Here is a 16,273-nt window from a genome sequence, read left to right as displayed (position 1 = left end):
CCCATTCTTGTTTTTAGACGACTATCTTGCGTAGGGACAAGCATCCCCGTCTGTCCGCTGTTTCAGGTCTGCCCTGCACACGCTCTCTTTCTATAATTTTTCCGAACAGGCTCAAGGAACTGTTCCTACAGGCAAACAGATGTATCCAACATGCAAGTACCAAAAGCCGTGCCTGTTCCTACAGGCTGTTGTCTTTCTCAAGAAATTCCGCTTGTCTTCTTCCTGTGTCCTGCCTTAACGGATTTTGTTGATATGTAAACGATAGTGGGAGCCGTCATAGTCTATTCTCATCACTCGTTTTATATCCGTTGAGCCTGAAGACAAGGACAAGGCTACGTGCCCCATGGTACGGCGCAGATTGATTTCCACCATCGGATGCAATAGAAATCCTGACGGTTCTGTCTGTTTGTTGCTGTGGCATGCCACCACCATCATGTCTACGCCAAATGCGCCACAATATCCTGCCGGAAGCATCTCTCCGATCAAACGTACAATAGCATCCTTGACCTTTTCAAGCACAATCGGGTCTATGTATTGTTCCAACACGGCTTTCTTATCCTCTTCACCTGTCAGTACGTTACCCGTATAAGCTGATTTTGCCGTATAGAAAACAGACAATCCGCAATAACTCACCTTTCCATTGACGACAGAAAACTCCATTGCAAAGTCTTTCACCTTGTTATAATATGGCTCTACTGTCAGTCCTTGCTGCCGCTCCATTACCTTTCCTGCCCAATTCTCCATGAGGCTATCCAGCTCTCCCGATACATATCTGATACCCCGACCACTGCTGCTCCAAGGGGCTTTCAGTACAGCCTGTCCGTACTCAGCTATTGTTGCCTTCAATTCCGGCAAGCCTTCCACATACTTCGACTCGCCCGTCAAAGCCTTGTTTCCTACGTTAGCTTTCAATATTTGCAGGACTGCTGCCGAAGTATGCCGGCTTGCAAGTTTTCTCAACACGGCAAGTTCATCATCAGGCGGCAGCAAATGCTGAGGTATTCCTGCCTGCCTTAGCTGAAAGGCGAGAGCCAAATCCCATCCCCAAGGTTCTATGGCCTCTATATTGTCGACATATTTCCAAACATCTTTCTTCTCAACGAAAATCACCCGATGGGCGTATTGCGAGAAACGACCAACATGAAGAAGTGCTGCAGGTGCATCGTCTACCAACACTATATCTCCATCTGCCGCCCAGAATACAGGAAGGAAACCTAAGTCGGCCCGTAACTGCCGGCCGGCATGCGGAGCGTGAAATACTTATCATTGTGTGCCAGAACCATCTCGTGTTCTGGATTGAAAACATGCAATCTCATCGTCGTAATATTTGGACTGCAAAGTTACAGCAAAGCCAAGTCTACACAAAATAAAAACAAAAAAATATCTCATTTTTGCAATATAGAGTTTGCAATATTGGGAAAAAGTAGTACCTTTGCACTAATATAACAACGAATAAAGATGGACGCATTCTACCGAACCCATACCTATCTTGTTGAGCATACCTATGCCCCTGTCCGTCGCATCCTTATGGACGAGATAAATTGGGACGACCGTATGATAGGCATAAAGGGAACCAGAGGGGTCGGCAAGACCACTTTCCTGCTCCAATATGCCAAAGAACACTTTGGGACTACAGACAGAGGATGCCTATACATCAACATGAATAATTTTTACTTTCAGGGTAGAGGCATTGCAGACTTTGCGGGAGAGTTCTATCGCCGCGGAGGAAGGGTTCTCCTAATAGACCAAGTCTTCAAGCAGCCGAACTGGAGCAGTGAATTGAGACGCTGTTACGATTACTATCCCAAGCTGAAAATTGTATTTACAGGGTCAAGCGTAATGCGCCTGAAGGATGAGAACCCTGAACTGAACGGTATTGTAAAAAGCTATAACCTTAGCGGATTCTCTTTTCGGGAATTTCTCAACCTACGGACAGGCAACAGTTTCCCGGCTTTCACGTTGCAAGAAATCATACATAATCACGAGCACATCGCCAAGCAGATTTTGCCCAAGGTGAGTCCGCTCAAGTATTTTCAGGATTACATTCATCACGGGTTCTATCCTTTTTTTCTTGAGAATCGGAACTTCTCGGAGAACTTGCTGAAAACAATGAACATGATGACGGAAGTAGACATTCTGCTCATCAAGCAGATAGAACTGAAATACCTTACAAAAATAAAGAAACTATTCTATCAACTGGCATTGGAAGGGCCGAGGTCGCCTAATATAAGCAGTCTTGCAAAGGACATCAGTGCGAGCCGCGCAACCGTAATGAACTACATCAAGTACCTTGCAGACGCCCGGCTGATTAATATTATTTATCCCATCGGACAGGAATTTCCCAAAAAGCCGGCAAAGGTGATGCTGAACAATACCAATCTCATCTACGCCATCTATCCGATACAGCTTGAACGGCAGGACCTGATGGAGACATTCTTCGTAAACACCCTGTGGAGGTGCCACGTAATAAACGAGGGAAACAAGCCGGGAGTCTACCTGATAGACGGGACAACAAAATTCCGTGTCTGCGATGCGGAAAACAAAAAGATGCGGTTCAGCCCCGACACCATTTACGCACGTTACAACACAGAAATAGGAAAGGATAACCGAATCCCGCTATGGCTATTCGGGTTTCTTTATTAGCGTCAGACGTAGACAGCAAGAAGATTAAGAGATTTACAAAAAGATAACGACTCATTGATAACGATTTAGACAAAAACATTATAACAACATTCATTTAATAAATTACAAAATGGCTAAAGAAAAGAAGTTTATCACTTGTGATGGTAACGAAGCCGCTGCCCACGTGAGCTATATGTTCTCAGAGGTGGCTGCTATCTATCCTATCACTCCGTCGTCTCCGATGGCGGAACACGTTGACGAGTGGTCGGCACGCGGGCGCAAGAACCTGTGGGGTCAGACTGTCAGCGTTCAGGAAATGCAGTCAGAGGGAGGTGCCGCCGGAGCCGTACATGGTTCATTGCAGTCGGGTGCCCTCACGACAACTTTCACCGCTTCTCAGGGACTTCTCTTGATGATTCCCAACATGTATAAGATTGCCGGTGAACTTTTGCCATGTGTGTTCAACGTCTCTGCACGTACGCTTGCAAGCCACGCTCTCTGCATCTTTGGCGACCATCAGGACGTCATGGCATGTCGTCAGACAGGCTTCGCCATATTCTGTTCTGGCTCTGTTCAGGAAGTAATGGATCTTTCAGCAGTTCCTCATTTGGCAACACTGAAGACATCTGTTCCATTTATCAACTTCTTTGACGGTTTCCGTACATCGCACGAATATCACAAGATAGAAAGTCTGGGCGATGAGGATATACGTCCGTTGGTTGATGAAGCAGACATCAAGCGTTTCCGCGACCGCGCCATGACTCCGGAGAGGCCAGTAGTACGCGGTACAGCCGAGAACCCGGAGACTTTCTTCACTCACCGTGAGGCAAGCAACGCTGCATACCAGAATGTGCCAGAAGTTGTCGAGCACTACCTCAACGAGCTGACCAAGATTACCGGCCGTGAACATCACCTTTTCGACTACTATGGAGCGGAAGATGCAGAGAACATCATTATTCTGATGGGTTCTGCTACCGAGGCTGCCCGTGAGGCTATCGACTACTTGCTGAAGCAAGGCAAGAAGGTAGGTATGGTTGCCGTTCATCTCTATCGCCCATTCTCTGTCAAGCATCTGCTTGCAGCAGTTCCCAAGACGGTTAAGCGCATTGCCGTACTTGACCGCACGAAGGAGCCGGGAGCAGAGGGGGAGCCATTATACCTTGACGTAAAGAGTGCATTCTACGATGTAGAAGACAAACCGCTGATTGTAGGAGGCCGTTACGGTCTCGGCTCGGCCGACACCACACCTGCCAAGATAATCGCGGTATATGACAATCTTGAGTTGCCGGAACCAAAGAATCATTTTACCGTAGGCATTGTTGATGACGTAACCTTTACTTCTCTCCCAGAAGTAGAGGAGATTCCATTGGGTGGCGAAGGTATGTTCGAGGCTAAGTTCTACGGGCTGGGCGCCGATGGTACTGTCGGAGCGAACAAGAACTCTGTTAAGATTATCGGTGATAATACCGACAAGCATTGTCAGGCTTATTTCTCATACGATTCCAAGAAGTCAGGCGGCTTTACCTGCTCTCATCTGCGTTTCGGAGACAGCCCAATCCGTTCTACCTATCAGGTGAACACTCCCAACTTCGTAGCATGCCACGTTCAGGCCTACCTGAATATGTACGACGTAACACGCGGTCTGCGCAAGAACGGCACGTTCCTGCTGAATACGATATTCGACGGTGAAGAGTTGGTCAATTTCATCCCCAACAAGGTGAAACGTTATTTTGCACAGAACAATATCACCGTTTACTACATCAATGCCACCAAGATTGCACAGGAGATAGGTTTGGGCAACCGTACCAATACCATCCTCCAGTCTGCCTTCTTCCGCATTACGGAGGTTATTCCCATTGCCCTTGCCGTTGAACAGATGAAGAAATTCATAGAGAAAAGCTATGGCAAGAAAGGACAGGATATTGTCGACAAGAATTATGCAGCTGTCGACCGTGGCAACGAATACAAGCAGCTGGCTGTTGACCCGGCTTGGGCTGCTCTGGCTGACAACGACGGCAAGGCGGACGACGCCCCGGCCTTCGTAAAGGAACTCGTCCGTCCGATGAACGCACAGGCAGGCGATTTGCTGAAGGTTTCTGATTTCGTCAAGCACAACACCGTTGACGGTACATGGTCGGTAGGTACAGCCGCTTACGACAAGCGTGGTGTGGCTGCCTTCGTTCCGTCATGGAACGCCGAGAATTGTATTCAGTGCAACAAGTGTTCGTTTGTTTGCCCCCATGCCGTTATCCGTCCATTCGTTCTTGACGAGGCAGAGAAGGCGAACTTCAACGAGACTACCCTTGACATCATTGCGCCCAAGCAGCTGAAGGGCATGCAGTTCCGCATTGAGATTTCCGTTCTTGACTGTACGGGCTGCGGCAACTGTGCCGACGTCTGCCCGGGCAAGAAGGGAGAAAAGGCTCTCACCATGACGCAGTTTGTAGCCGGTGAGGAAGAAGCCAACCGCCGCGCAGCCAACTGGGATTACCTCGTCAGGAACGTGAAGAGCAAGCAGAACCTTGTCGACATCAAGTCGAACGCCAAGAACTCTCAGTTTGCCCAGCCACTCTTTGAGTTCTCCGGTGCTTGTGCAGGCTGTGGCGAGACTCCGTATGTCAAGCTCGTTTCGCAGCTCTTCGGCGACCGCGAGATGATAGCCAACGCTACGGGCTGTTCCTCTATCTACTCTGCCTCGGTTCCTTCAACTCCATACACAACCAATGAGAATGGTCAGGGCCCAGCCTTCAACAACTCCCTGTTCGAGGATTTCTGCGAGTTTGGCATGGGTATGGCAATGGGTAACAAAAAGATGCGTGAGCGCATCACCGTTCTCTTGAGCGAATTGCTTGCCGATGACAAGACTCCGGCAGACTTCAAGGAGGCTGCACAGGAATGGATTGACAGTAAGGACAATGCCGATGCCTCGAAGGTTGCAGCCGCCAAGCTGAAGCCGCTGATTGCAGCAGGCGCGGAAAGTGGATGCACAGCTTGCGCAGAACTGAAGACGCTCGACCACTATCTCGTAAAGCGCAGCCAGTGGATTATCGGTGGCGACGGTGCTTCCTACGACATCGGTTATGGCGGTCTCGACCACGTCATTGCATCGGGCGAGGACGTCAACATCCTCGTTCTTGACACGGAGGTCTACTCCAATACGGGTGGCCAGAGTTCCAAGTCTACTCCACTCGGTGCCATCGCACAGTTTGCAGCCAAGGGAAAGCGCATACGCAAGAAGGACCTCGGCCTGATGGCCACCACGTATGGCTACGTCTACGTAGCACAGGTGGCCATGGGTGCCGACAACGCGCAGACCCTGAAGGCCATCCGCGAGGCAGAAGCCTATCCCGGCCCATCGCTCATCATCGCCTACGCTCCGTGTATCAACCACGGTCTGAAGATTAAGGGTGGCATGGGACGCAGTCAGGCACAGGAGGCCAATGCCGTTGAGTGCGGTTACTGGCATCTCTGGAGATATAATCCGCAGTTGGCAGAGGAAGGCAAGAATCCGTTCTCTCTCGACTCCAAGGTCCCAGACTGGGCTAAGTTCCAAGACTTCCTCCGCAGCGAAGTCCGTTTCCTCTCTGTTCTCAAGGCATATCCAAATGAAGGTGAGGAACTCTTCAAGTCGTGCGAGGACATGGCCAAGCTTCGCTACCAAAGCTATGTCCGCAAGAGCAAGGAAGACTGGAGCGAGGAAGTATAAATTCCGGGCAAATAGCAGTTTATAGAACATTTTTAAAGAGGTTTCTCCGTTATGGAGAAACCTCTTTTGCCATGAGAGCATGCGTTTTTATTACTATCCTCTCAAAAAACATTATTTCGGGCTGTACTTTCCAAATCGAAGTGCAAAAATATGACGTCATATTTTTGTGTATTTGCCCGTGAAAGCCTGAAGATATGCCAACCGGCAAGGAAATCCCCTCACCCTGACGGATGGAAAAGCATCAAGACAGAGGCGCAAAGCTAAAAACCAAGCAAACTATGGCAAAGCATGCAAATCTGACAATCTCTTACATCTTTGTCATGCAGCTGTTTGTTGCTAATTTATTACTTCGCCTGCAACAAATCTTGCCTCTGCTTCTTTTTGGCAGTTGGGACACACGCCTCTATAGTAGAGCTGTGCATCTTCAACGACAAATCCCTTTATATCTTTGCAATATTCTCTTGATGGTTTTATATCCATCAAGTCATATATTTTTTCACATTTCCTACAGAAAAAGTGTGCATGTGGGGTTGTATTTCCATCATAGCATACGCGATGTTCGTCTATGGTTATCATCAGCGCAGCATTTTTCTCCGAAAACATTCTCAGAGTATTATATACCGTGGTGCGGCTGACGGTAGGTATCCTTTCCTTTAGTCCCATATAGATTTCATCCACAGTGGGATGAGTGAAATGCGTTTGGAGGTATCTCATAATTTCCAACCGCTGTACGGATGGACGAATGCCACATTCCATCAGTTTTTTATATGCGGGATCAAACTTCATTTATTGTACTGTCATTTATTTATATTGCAAAATTAATGATATTCCCAAAATATACCAAATATAAAGTTGAAAAAGTTTCAACACGAAGTATTATTTTCTCCACGTAATCAGCCGGTTGTCGTAATAAAAGAAACCCGGCAGGAGCTACTCCTGCCGGGCTTCTTTTGCATCATATCAGAGCACTTAACTATTGACGGAACCTCCCACAATGTCAAGCAATTCTGAGGTAATGGCAGCTTGTCGGGACTTGTTGTACTGCAAGTTCAGACTGCGTAACAGGTCATCAGCATTGTCAGTTGCCGTTTGCATGGCTACCATGCGGGCTGCATGTTCAGAGGCGTTGCTGTCTAAAAGAGATGTATATACCATTAGATGCAGCTGCTTGGGCACCAACGACGTCAATACGGTTTTCAAGTCTGGCTCGACAATGAAATTGTCATTCAGCGGAACAACATTCTCCTTGGGTTTAGAAGATGAACTCTTCCCATGTTCCTTCAAGTATTGCTGTGCTTTCTGAGTAGCTATATTGGACGAGAGATCACGCTCGTTGTCGGCATACAGCTCTGCTTCCAAGTCTATTGGCAGGAAAGTCTTGCGGGTAAGAATCTGACTACCGGCACTCTTGAAGTGATGGTAAATCAATTCTACTTTGTCAACTTCTCCTGAAAGCCATTTTTGTTCAACTTCACTGGCAATCTGTCTGCATGTTTCCGAATTTGGCTTATCTGCCAAATCTGGATACCGGCCAATGCTCTTCAGTCCCATCTTTGCCACTTTCTCTGCTATCTTCCTGCCTATCGGATATACAAGAATGTCGTCCTTGGTCAGTCCTTTGGAGTAATAGTCCTCAAGGGTATTCTGCATCATCTTGATGATGTTGGCATTGAAGCCGCCACATAGAGAGCTATTGGAAGAAAAGACGATTAATGCAACCTTTCTGACAGGTCGAACTACGTCGTACGGGGTATCCGTGTCAGGGGTAGAGACCAAAAAAGTCTTTAAGATATGCTCCAACATGTGTTCATATGGAAGCATGTTCTCAATGGCTACCTGTGCGTGATGGAGTTTACTCGATGCAACCATTTTCATAGCACTGGTAATTTTACGCGTGCTGTTGACACTGGCTATACGAGTTTTTATTTCCTTTAGAGATGGCATTGTTGATTGTGATTATTTGAATTGACCGGATATGTTACTCATCACTTCCTCTATTACCTTCACGTCTCCATCAAGGAGCTTTCCTGAACTGAGGTTGGTAATGATATCTGCATGGCTTGAACGCATGCTTTCAAGGAACTGATTCTGACATTCTCTGATGCGCTCTACTGGAACTGCGGACATTAATCCATTCACACCACAATACAAGATGGCAATCTGTTCGCCCACAGGCATCGGGGTGTATTGTTGCTGGATAAGCAGCTGATTGTTCTTGCGTCCACGGTCAAGTGTCATGGCTGTAACCTTATCCATATCTGAAGAGAATTTGGAGAAGGCTTCCAACTCACGATACTGTGCCATATCAATCTTAAGAGTACCTGCTACTTTCTTCATACTCTTGACTTGGGCAGAACCGCCTACACGTGATACGGAAATACCAACGTTGATAGCCGGCCGGAAACCCTGATTGAACAGGTCTGTCTCAAGATAAATCTGGCCATCGGTAATCGAAATTACATTGGTCGGAATGTATGCGGAAACGTCTCCTGCCTGTGTTTCAATAATCGGAAGTGCAGTCAGAGAGCCGCCACCTCTTACTTTACCTTTCATACATTCAGGCAGGTCATTCATTTGCTCGGCAATCTCCTGCTGATCGTTGATGCGTGCTGCTCTCTCCAATAAGCGGGAATGGAGGTAGAATACATCTCCGGGATATGCTTCACGTCCTGATGGACGACGTAGAATCAGGGAGACTTCGCGATAGGCGACAGCCTGTTTGGACAAGTCGTCGTAAACCACAAGGCTGACATGCCGCGATCGCGGAAGTATTCGCCAATGGCAGCTCCTGCAAAAGGAGCATAATACTGCATAGCGGCAGGGTCGGCAGCTGTTGCACTAACAATAATTGTATAGGGCAGGGCACCATGCTCTTTCAAAGTTTGAACAAGATTGGCAACCGTAGATGCCTTCTGTCCGATAGCAACATAGATGCAGTAAACAGGCTTCCCTTGTTCGTAAAAACTTTTTTGATTGATGATGGTATCTACTGCAATGGCAGTCTTGCCGGTTTGCCGGTCGCCGATAATCAACTCACGTTGACCACGTCCAATAGGAATCATTGAGTCAACGGCCTTCAAGCCTGTCTGTAATGGTTCCTTTACTGGCTGACGATAAATCACACCGGGAGCTTTGCGGTCAAGCGGCATCTCAAATGCGTCAGACAAATCAATGTCGCCTTTGCCATCAATAGCTTCACCAAGAGGATTGACGACGCGTCCTAAAAAGTTATCGTTAACCCGGATGGATGCAATACGATGGGTGCGCTTCACACTCTGACCTTCCTTGATACCTGCTGTAGGACCAAGAAGAATACAACCGACATTGTCCTCCTCCAAGTTCATCACAATGGCCATCGTGCCATTCTCAAACTCCAAAAGCTCATTGGCCTCGGCATTGCGAAGTCCATAAATGCGAGCAACACCATCGCTAATGGTCAGTACGGTGCCCACTTCGTCAAACTTCTCCTCCGAGTTTATGCCTTTTAGTTCGCGAAGTAAGACCTCTGACACTTCACTTGGTTTTATTCTTTCAGACATGTATTACTTTTTTTATTTCGTTAATTGTGTGAGGATGGCATTCAATTTAGACTTGACGCTAACATCCATCTTGTAGGTATCATACTCCAGAATGAACCCTCCGATAATTTCAGGATCAACCTCGGTATTAAACTCTACAGTTCCTTGACTCTTTGTCTGGACAACAGCCTTCATTCTCTCTTGCGTTTGAGGAGAGACTGGAGCGGCTGTAGTCAGTTTGCCCCGGATGATATTCTTCTGCTTGCGGTAAAGCATTAGATAAGAGGCTGCCATGAATTGCAGGGCGTTTCCCCTACCTTCCTGAAGCACAAGCCCTAAAAACTTCTTGGTGAGTTCTGTTGAACTGATACCACAGGCAGTAGCCAACAACTCCTCTTTCCTGTCTTTCGGCAGCATAGGGTTGGCTATGGCAGACCGCAAATCAGGCACTTCGATATAGCTTTCTGCAAGTGTTTGCATGTCTCTATATACCTGATCTTCCGTTTTCTGCTCCATTGCACTTTTTAGAAGTGCCCGAGCATAGCGAACAGATATTACACCTAAGTCCATAAGCTATCTATTTACGGTCACTCTGTTTGGCAGAAGTAACTTCATCCAGCAATCTGTCAATAAGATTTTTCTGCATATCCTCACTTGAAAGTTTTTGGCGTAGAATCTTCTCTGCTATCTGTACAGACAAGTCTGCTACCTGTGTGCGGATTTCACGAATGGCAGCCTGCTTTTCACTTTCAATCTCTACTTTTGCATCAGCAAGAATACGAGCACTTTCTTCGTGAGCCTGAGCTTGGGCTTTTTCGACTATAGCATTGCGAGTCTCTGAAGCCTCTCTCAAGATGGTTGCCTGCTTTTCGCGAGCAGTACGAAGCAGGGCTTCGCCTTCTTTCTCGATATTGGCTAGCTTTTCACTGGCTTCGCCAGCTTTTCGGAGACTTTCGTCTATATATGCCTTTCGGTCGTTTACCATCTTGATGATAGAGGGAAAACCATATTTCCACAAAATCAAGAAGACGACAAGAAAGACTAACGTCATCCAAAACAACAAGCCGCTATCTGGCAATAATAATGACATAAGCTGCTAAATTACTTTTCTTTGTTCTATTTATATTCACTCACCCTTTGTGCATTCTGCTTAGAATACACAAAGAAGAGCGATGATGGCAGCAAAGAAAGCAACACCCTCAACAAGGGCAGCAGCGATAATCATGGAGGAGCGAAGGTCGCCAATCTTTTCCGGCTGACGAGCCATGGCATCCATAGCCTGACCACCAATACGGCCAATACCAAGACCTGCGCCTACGGCTGCGATACTTGCACCGATTGCGGCGCCTAACTTTGCAGTTTCTGCTGCTAATAACAATGATGTCAACATAGTTTTAACTTTTAATTATTAATTATTTTATGATATTTCTATTTTTATGTCTATAGGTGTTTTAGGCCTCACTGGGTTCATGTACATGGGCAAGCGAAATGAAGACAGCACTCAACATAGTGAATACCAATGCCTGAATGAAACTTACCAACACCTCTAACAGCATCATGAATACGCTCATTCCGACACTCACTGCTGTCATGGTAGATGCCAATACGGCTCCCATAGTAGCCATAATAAAGATGATACAGGTCAATGCCAAGGCTATGGCATGTCCTGCCATCATATTGGCAAAAAGTCGAACCATCAGGGCAAACGGCTTTGTAAAGATACCGAATATCTCTATAACAGGCATCAGAGGTACAGGAACTTTCAACCAAGTAGGAACATCTGGCCAGAATATGTCTTTCCAATAGTGCTTCGTACCCGTAAAGTTTGTTACGAGGAATGTACAAACGGCAAGGAAAAATGTACAGGCTATGTTACCCGTAAGGTTCCCACCACCCGGGGGGAATGGCATAATTCCCATGATGTTTGCAATGAATATGAAAAAGAAGCACGTAAGAAGATACGGAGCATACTTGTCGGATTCTTTTCCCAACGTTGGCTTAATCACGTCATCATAGACATACATGATAAACATGTGCATGAGACCTGTAAAACCTTTTGGGGCAGGGTCGTCAATCCTATGCCTCTTGCACCAACGTGCAGGAAGCAAGATACAAAGCAACAAAATGATAGCATCTATGAACAAGACACAGACGGTCTTCGTTATAGAGAGGTCAAAGGGGCGTACCTCTTTCCCGTCAGGCAAGATTTCAACAATACGCCGCTCATAGTTGCCCACTGTTGCAATGAACAAAGAAGACGATTTCTTGCATGGACGATAGCCTTTGTGTGCTCCTGTTGCCAAAGATTCTTCCTCAAAGTCCGAACCCCATCCGGTATACCATCCGGTAGATGTCTTGACAATTACAGGCAAATCTATTATGACTGGGGTATCGCCGATATTGGTAACGTGCCATTCATAAGAATCCTTGATATGCCCCCACAAGACACTTTGCAAATCTAATCCATTGCCTTTCTCATGGGCCATAGATGCTGCAGGCAATGCTAAAAAAGCAAAGAGTAAAGCGCAGAGCAATTGTCTGAAATATTTCATCTTCTAATCTTTTATGTTCTTTTTTTCTCAATGTGCGAGAAGTAAAATGTATCAAAGAAAAGCATAGCTAAGTAATACAGCATGAATACTATAGAGAAGTGAACAACGTTGTTTCTGTCTTTTACTACCATAACGTACAACAGGATTACGCAAAATGCCAACAACATTCGCAACCCAGAGGCTCCCAAATAGAACTTTCCGAGTACATTGGGAGAACGTTGTGCTATATACTTCCAAGCAAGCCCATAAAGAAAACTTGTTATCAAAGAATAAACAGCACTGATAGCCAAGATGTTGACGAAAGAAATACGCACAAACAACTGGACTAACAATAAGCCCAACAAGGTTATGCCTGCAATTATCCATAGCGACAACCTTGTATACTTGCGTGTAATTCTGTCAATATTGTCCATACTTCATTTCTATGCTCTTTCGCTGTTTTCGATATTCAATCAGAGTTCAACACAGAGACTGACTTCATTTTTCTTCACCTCAACAAATCCACTATGAATCTGAAAAGATTTCTTCTCGCCTCCGACACCGTACTCAACCTTCCCTGCCACCAACGTGGAGATGATGGCAGCATGGTTGGAAAGAATTTCAAACTGACCCTTCTCACCGGGAACGAGTACACAGTCTACTTCTCCTGTAAACATTACCTTTTCAGGTGATACGATTCTCAGAGTAAGCATTGATATATTGATTTATTATGATTCAGACTTATCCCTTCGCTGCTTCAAGCAACTTCTTGGCCTTTTCCTTTACATCTTCTATAGTGCCGACATTCAGGAATGCCTGCTCAGGAAGATCATCAACCTCACCATTCAGGATGGAGTTGAAGCCCTTGATGGTATCTTCGATGGGAACCATTACGCCCTTGACACCCGTAAACTGTTCTGCCACGGTAAAAGGCTGGGACAGGAATCTCTGGACGCGACGGGCACGGTTTACAACCAGCTTGTCTTCGTCTGAAAGCTCGTCCATGCCAAGGATGGCTATAATATCCTGCAGCTCATTGTAGTGCTGTAGGAGCTGTTTTACACGCTGAGCGCAATCGTAATGCTCCTTGCCAACAATCAGCGGGTCGAGAATACGCGAGGTACTTCCTAACGGGTCAACAGCCGGATAAATTCCCAACTCCGTAATCTTACGGCTCAACTCTGTCGTTGCGTCCAAATGGGTAAACGTCGTGGCCGGGGCCGGGTCGGTCAAGTCATCAGCCGGCACGTAAACTGCCTGCACAGATGTAATAGAGCCTTTCTTTGTAGAGGTAATGCGCTCCTGCATTGCTCCCATTTCGCTTGCCAAGGTTGGCTGGTAGCCTACGGCAGAGGGCATACGTCCCAAAAGTGCCGAAACCTCAGAACCTGCCTGCGTGAATCGGAAAATATTGTCGATGAAGAACATTATGTCGCAGGCTCACCATTCTTTCCTCCATGATCGCGGAACTCTTCGGCAACCGTCAGACCCGAAAGTGCAACTGACGCACGTGCCCCGGGAGGCTCATTCATCTGGCCGTACACAAGCGTTGCCTGCGACTTCTGCAATTCCTCCTTGTCTATAAGCGACAAGTCCCATTTGCCTTCATCCATGGCCTTGCGGAACTTCTCGCCATAGCGGATTACGCCAGATTCCAACATATCTCGGATAAGGTCGTTACCCTCTCGCGTACGTTCGCCGACACCGGCAAAGACAGAGTAGCCGTTGTGTCCCTTGGCAATGTTGTTGATCAGCTCCATAATCAGCACGGTCTTGCCTACGCCTGCACCACCGAAAAGTCCGATTTTGCCACCTTTCATATATGGTTCCAAAAGGTCAATCACCTTGATACCCGTCTGAAGCATCTCCTTATGGGTAGAGAGGTCTTCAAATTTCGGGGCTTCACGGTGAATAGGATAAGCACCGTCCATCTTTAGCGGCTCCATGCCGTCAATAGGCTGCCCGATGACATTCATCATACGGCCTTTGATTTGCTCTCCTGACGGCATTACAATGGGGCTGCCCGTCGGGATGACCTCCAAGCCGCGCTGTAGTCCTTCGGTGTTGTCCATGGCTACGCACCGCACGGTATCTTCTCCGATGTGCTGCTGCACTTCAATGATAAGTTCTTGTCCATTGGGACGCTTTACGCGAAGTGCTTCGTAAATCTTAGGCAATATCTTCTCAGGATCTTCTCCTTTGGTGTCAAAGTAGACGTCAATGACAGGACCGATAATCTGGGAAATACGTCCATTAATTTGTGACATAATCTTTGCTTTTATTTGATATTTCTTTAATCTGGTATATATCTCCTGAAGCGTAAGCTCTATCACAGGAGGAATTGCTTGTCTTTCTTTTAGATGCTTAGCTCATCAAGCACCTTGATTAGTTTCTTGTCGAACGGCTTATCCGAGCGTATGGCCTCGGACAGAGGTACATAAACGACCTCGTTGTTCCGTACCCCGACCATGATGTTGCGCTGTCCCTGCATAATGGCCTCAATTGCGCCCACTCCGGTGCGGCTCGCAAGGATTCTGTCGCGTGCAGACGGACGGCCGCCACGCTGGAGATGTCCGAGAATAGACACGCGTACATCATAATCCGGAAACTCTTTGCGGACGCGGTCGGCATAGTACATGGCACCGCATTTGGGACTTTCAGAGACGATGACGATGCAACTCTTCTTCGATTTTCGGATACCGCGCTCCATGAATCTTGCCAACTGGTCTACATCGGTGGAATCTTCAGGGATAATCGCTGCCTCGGCACCACTGGCTATGGCGGAGTTCTGGGCAAGGAAGCCTGCATCGCGTCCCATTACTTCGACAAAGAAGATTCGTTCATGGCTTTGTGCTGTATCGCGGATTCGGTCTACACACTCAACAATAGTGTTCATAGTAGTGTCATAGCCGATGGTATTGTCAGTCCCGTAGAGGTCGTTGTCAATGGTTCCGGGAAGCCCTATGCAGCAAAAGTCGAACTCTTGGGCAAAGTTCATGGCTCCTGTCAGCGAGCCGTTTCCGCCAATCACTATTAAGGCGTCAATGCCCTCCTTTATAAGATTGTCGTATGCCTGTTGGCGTCCTTCTGCGGACATAAAGGCCTTCGAGCGTGCTGTCTTCAGGATAGTTCCGCCCTGTCCAATGATTCCGCTGACATTCTCTGTAGTAAATGGCCTTATTTCGTCTGTTACCAACCCGTCGAAACCCCGATAGACAGCCTTAATGGAAAATCCATTAAAGATGCCTGCCCGCGTTACTGCCCGGATGGCTGCATTCATTCCCGGTGCGTCGCCACCAGAGGTCAGTATGCCGATTGTCTTGATTTTAGCCATACTATGTATAGATACGGTTTTATTGTCCTTTTCAAAAAGTTGCTACAAAGTTAGCAAATAAATACTTATAAACAAAGAACCAAGCTGTTTTTTTATTGTTTAAGTTGATTTAATAGTAATAAAGGATAGAAACCTCTTTCAAAGTGGAAGTCAATGCCGATTTGTTGGCACTCCCGTCAGCCTGTCATAGCATCTGCCCGGCAAGCATACGGGCGTCTTACTTCATTCAGGAATCAGGCTTATAGGGAGAGGTATTTGGTAAACTAATTTCATGGGGCTTGCCAGTCTAAACTTCTGCCAAGCCCCTGCCATTCCGCGATACGGGCTTGGCGAGCCGACGAAAACGGCACTTTGGCTGCATGAAAGAGGCACTTTCGCCTTGCCATCGCCATGCTTTTATCGTGATTATACATATATTCTTTATTTTCAGTAGGTTAGTTTCCGCTGACCGATAAACCGCACTTAAGGGGATAGGTTGCAGAATATTGGAGGTGATGTCAATATCTTTCACCAACAAGGCGGGCAGGCACATATCGTCGGCATGTCTTTTCATGGAGAATAT

Annotated in this window: 11 protein-coding genes and 2 pseudogenes; 2 read left to right on the top strand and 11 right to left on the bottom strand. The window is 46.9% G+C overall.

Translation table 11 applies throughout. The annotated features are described in order from the left end of the window. Nucleotides 1-234 precede the first annotated feature (234 nt). A complete protein-coding gene (locus JCM15908_RS12750) occupies nucleotides 235-1,176 on the bottom strand; it encodes a hypothetical protein (RefSeq protein WP_234396394.1) in 942 nt (313 codons plus the stop codon). A 282-nt stretch (nucleotides 1,177-1,458) separates the two neighbouring features. Here JCM15908_RS12750 and JCM15908_RS06390 point away from each other — a divergent pair, with 282 nt between their 5' ends. Then, nucleotides 1,459-2,643, top strand: a complete 1,185-nt coding sequence (locus tag JCM15908_RS06390) for an ATP-binding protein (protein ID WP_025002719.1) — start codon at nucleotides 1,459-1,461, stop codon at nucleotides 2,641-2,643. Between the two features lie 109 nt (nucleotides 2,644-2,752). Further along, entirely contained in the window at nucleotides 2,753-6,328 is a 3,576-nt protein-coding gene (nifJ, locus tag JCM15908_RS06385) for a pyruvate:ferredoxin (flavodoxin) oxidoreductase (RefSeq protein WP_025002718.1), read from the top strand. Between the two features lie 336 nt (nucleotides 6,329-6,664). Here nifJ and JCM15908_RS06380 read toward each other — a convergent pair whose 3' ends face one another. From JCM15908_RS06380 to pfkA, 10 genes and pseudogenes are all read right to left on the bottom strand, one after another. After that, nucleotides 6,665-7,114 (bottom strand): Fur family transcriptional regulator, encoded by a 450-nt coding sequence (locus JCM15908_RS06380; RefSeq protein WP_025002717.1) that lies wholly within the window; start codon nucleotides 7,112-7,114, stop codon nucleotides 6,665-6,667. A 183-nt stretch (nucleotides 7,115-7,297) separates the two neighbouring features. Then, on the bottom strand, nucleotides 7,298-8,272 hold the full coding sequence (locus JCM15908_RS06375) for a F0F1 ATP synthase subunit gamma (protein ID WP_025002716.1): 975 nt from the start codon (nucleotides 8,270-8,272) through the stop codon (nucleotides 7,298-7,300). A gap of 12 nt (nucleotides 8,273-8,284) precedes the next feature. Then, nucleotides 8,285-9,867, bottom strand: a pseudogene (gene atpA / locus JCM15908_RS12745) (F0F1 ATP synthase subunit alpha). A gap of 12 nt (nucleotides 9,868-9,879) precedes the next feature. Continuing rightward, entirely contained in the window at nucleotides 9,880-10,416 is a 537-nt protein-coding gene (locus JCM15908_RS06365) for a F0F1 ATP synthase subunit delta (protein ID WP_025002715.1), read from the bottom strand. Nucleotides 10,417-10,423: 7 nt separating this feature from the next. After that, nucleotides 10,424-10,936, bottom strand: coding sequence for a F0F1 ATP synthase subunit B (atpF, locus tag JCM15908_RS06360; RefSeq protein WP_025002714.1), 513 nt, complete (start codon nucleotides 10,934-10,936; stop codon nucleotides 10,424-10,426). 60 nt (nucleotides 10,937-10,996) lie between these two features. Beyond that, nucleotides 10,997-11,236, bottom strand: a complete 240-nt coding sequence (atpE, locus tag JCM15908_RS06355; protein ID WP_025002713.1) for an ATP synthase F0 subunit C — start codon at nucleotides 11,234-11,236, stop codon at nucleotides 10,997-10,999. Between the two features lie 61 nt (nucleotides 11,237-11,297). After that, a complete protein-coding gene (atpB, locus tag JCM15908_RS06350; protein WP_025002712.1) occupies nucleotides 11,298-12,398 on the bottom strand; it encodes a F0F1 ATP synthase subunit A in 1,101 nt (366 codons plus the stop codon). 452 nt (nucleotides 12,399-12,850) lie between these two features. Further along, a complete protein-coding gene (gene atpC / locus JCM15908_RS06340) occupies nucleotides 12,851-13,090 on the bottom strand; it encodes an ATP synthase F1 subunit epsilon (protein ID WP_025002710.1) in 240 nt (79 codons plus the stop codon). 28 nt (nucleotides 13,091-13,118) lie between these two features. Further along, nucleotides 13,119-14,644: pseudogene (atpD, locus tag JCM15908_RS12740) on the bottom strand (F0F1 ATP synthase subunit beta). An 89-nt stretch (nucleotides 14,645-14,733) separates the two neighbouring features. After that, entirely contained in the window at nucleotides 14,734-15,711 is a 978-nt protein-coding gene (gene pfkA, locus JCM15908_RS06330) for a 6-phosphofructokinase (protein ID WP_025002709.1), read from the bottom strand. Between the last annotated feature and the right edge of the window lie 562 nt (nucleotides 15,712-16,273).

It is taken from the genome of Prevotella dentasini JCM 15908 (assembly GCF_000614065.1).
GTDB lineage: Bacteria > Bacteroidota > Bacteroidia > Bacteroidales > Bacteroidaceae > Prevotella > Prevotella dentasini.
This window is presented reverse-complemented; position numbering and strand designations above follow the sequence as displayed.

Excerpts from the sequence above, each read along its gene's own strand:
- atpC (WP_025002710.1), bottom strand. The coding sequence starts at position 13,090 with ATGCTTACTCTGAGAATCGTATCACCTGAAAAGGTAATGTTTACAGGA.
- JCM15908_RS06365 (WP_025002715.1), bottom strand. The coding sequence starts at position 10,416 with ATGGACTTAGGTGTAATATCTGTTCGCTATGCTCGGGCACTTCTAAAA.
- atpB (WP_025002712.1), bottom strand. The coding sequence starts at position 12,398 with ATGAAATATTTCAGACAATTGCTCTGCGCTTTACTCTTTGCTTTTTTA.
- atpE (WP_025002713.1), bottom strand. The coding sequence starts at position 11,236 with ATGTTGACATCATTGTTATTAGCAGCAGAAACTGCAAAGTTAGGCGCC.
- JCM15908_RS06380 (WP_025002717.1), bottom strand. The coding sequence starts at position 7,114 with ATGAAGTTTGATCCCGCATATAAAAAACTGATGGAATGTGGCATTCGT.
- JCM15908_RS06375 (WP_025002716.1), bottom strand. The coding sequence starts at position 8,272 with ATGCCATCTCTAAAGGAAATAAAAACTCGTATAGCCAGTGTCAACAGC.
- JCM15908_RS06390 (WP_025002719.1), top strand. The coding sequence starts at position 1,459 with ATGGACGCATTCTACCGAACCCATACCTATCTTGTTGAGCATACCTAT.
- nifJ (WP_025002718.1), top strand. The coding sequence starts at position 2,753 with ATGGCTAAAGAAAAGAAGTTTATCACTTGTGATGGTAACGAAGCCGCT.
- atpF (WP_025002714.1), bottom strand. The coding sequence starts at position 10,936 with ATGTCATTATTATTGCCAGATAGCGGCTTGTTGTTTTGGATGACGTTA.
- pfkA (WP_025002709.1), bottom strand. The coding sequence starts at position 15,711 with ATGGCTAAAATCAAGACAATCGGCATACTGACCTCTGGTGGCGACGCA.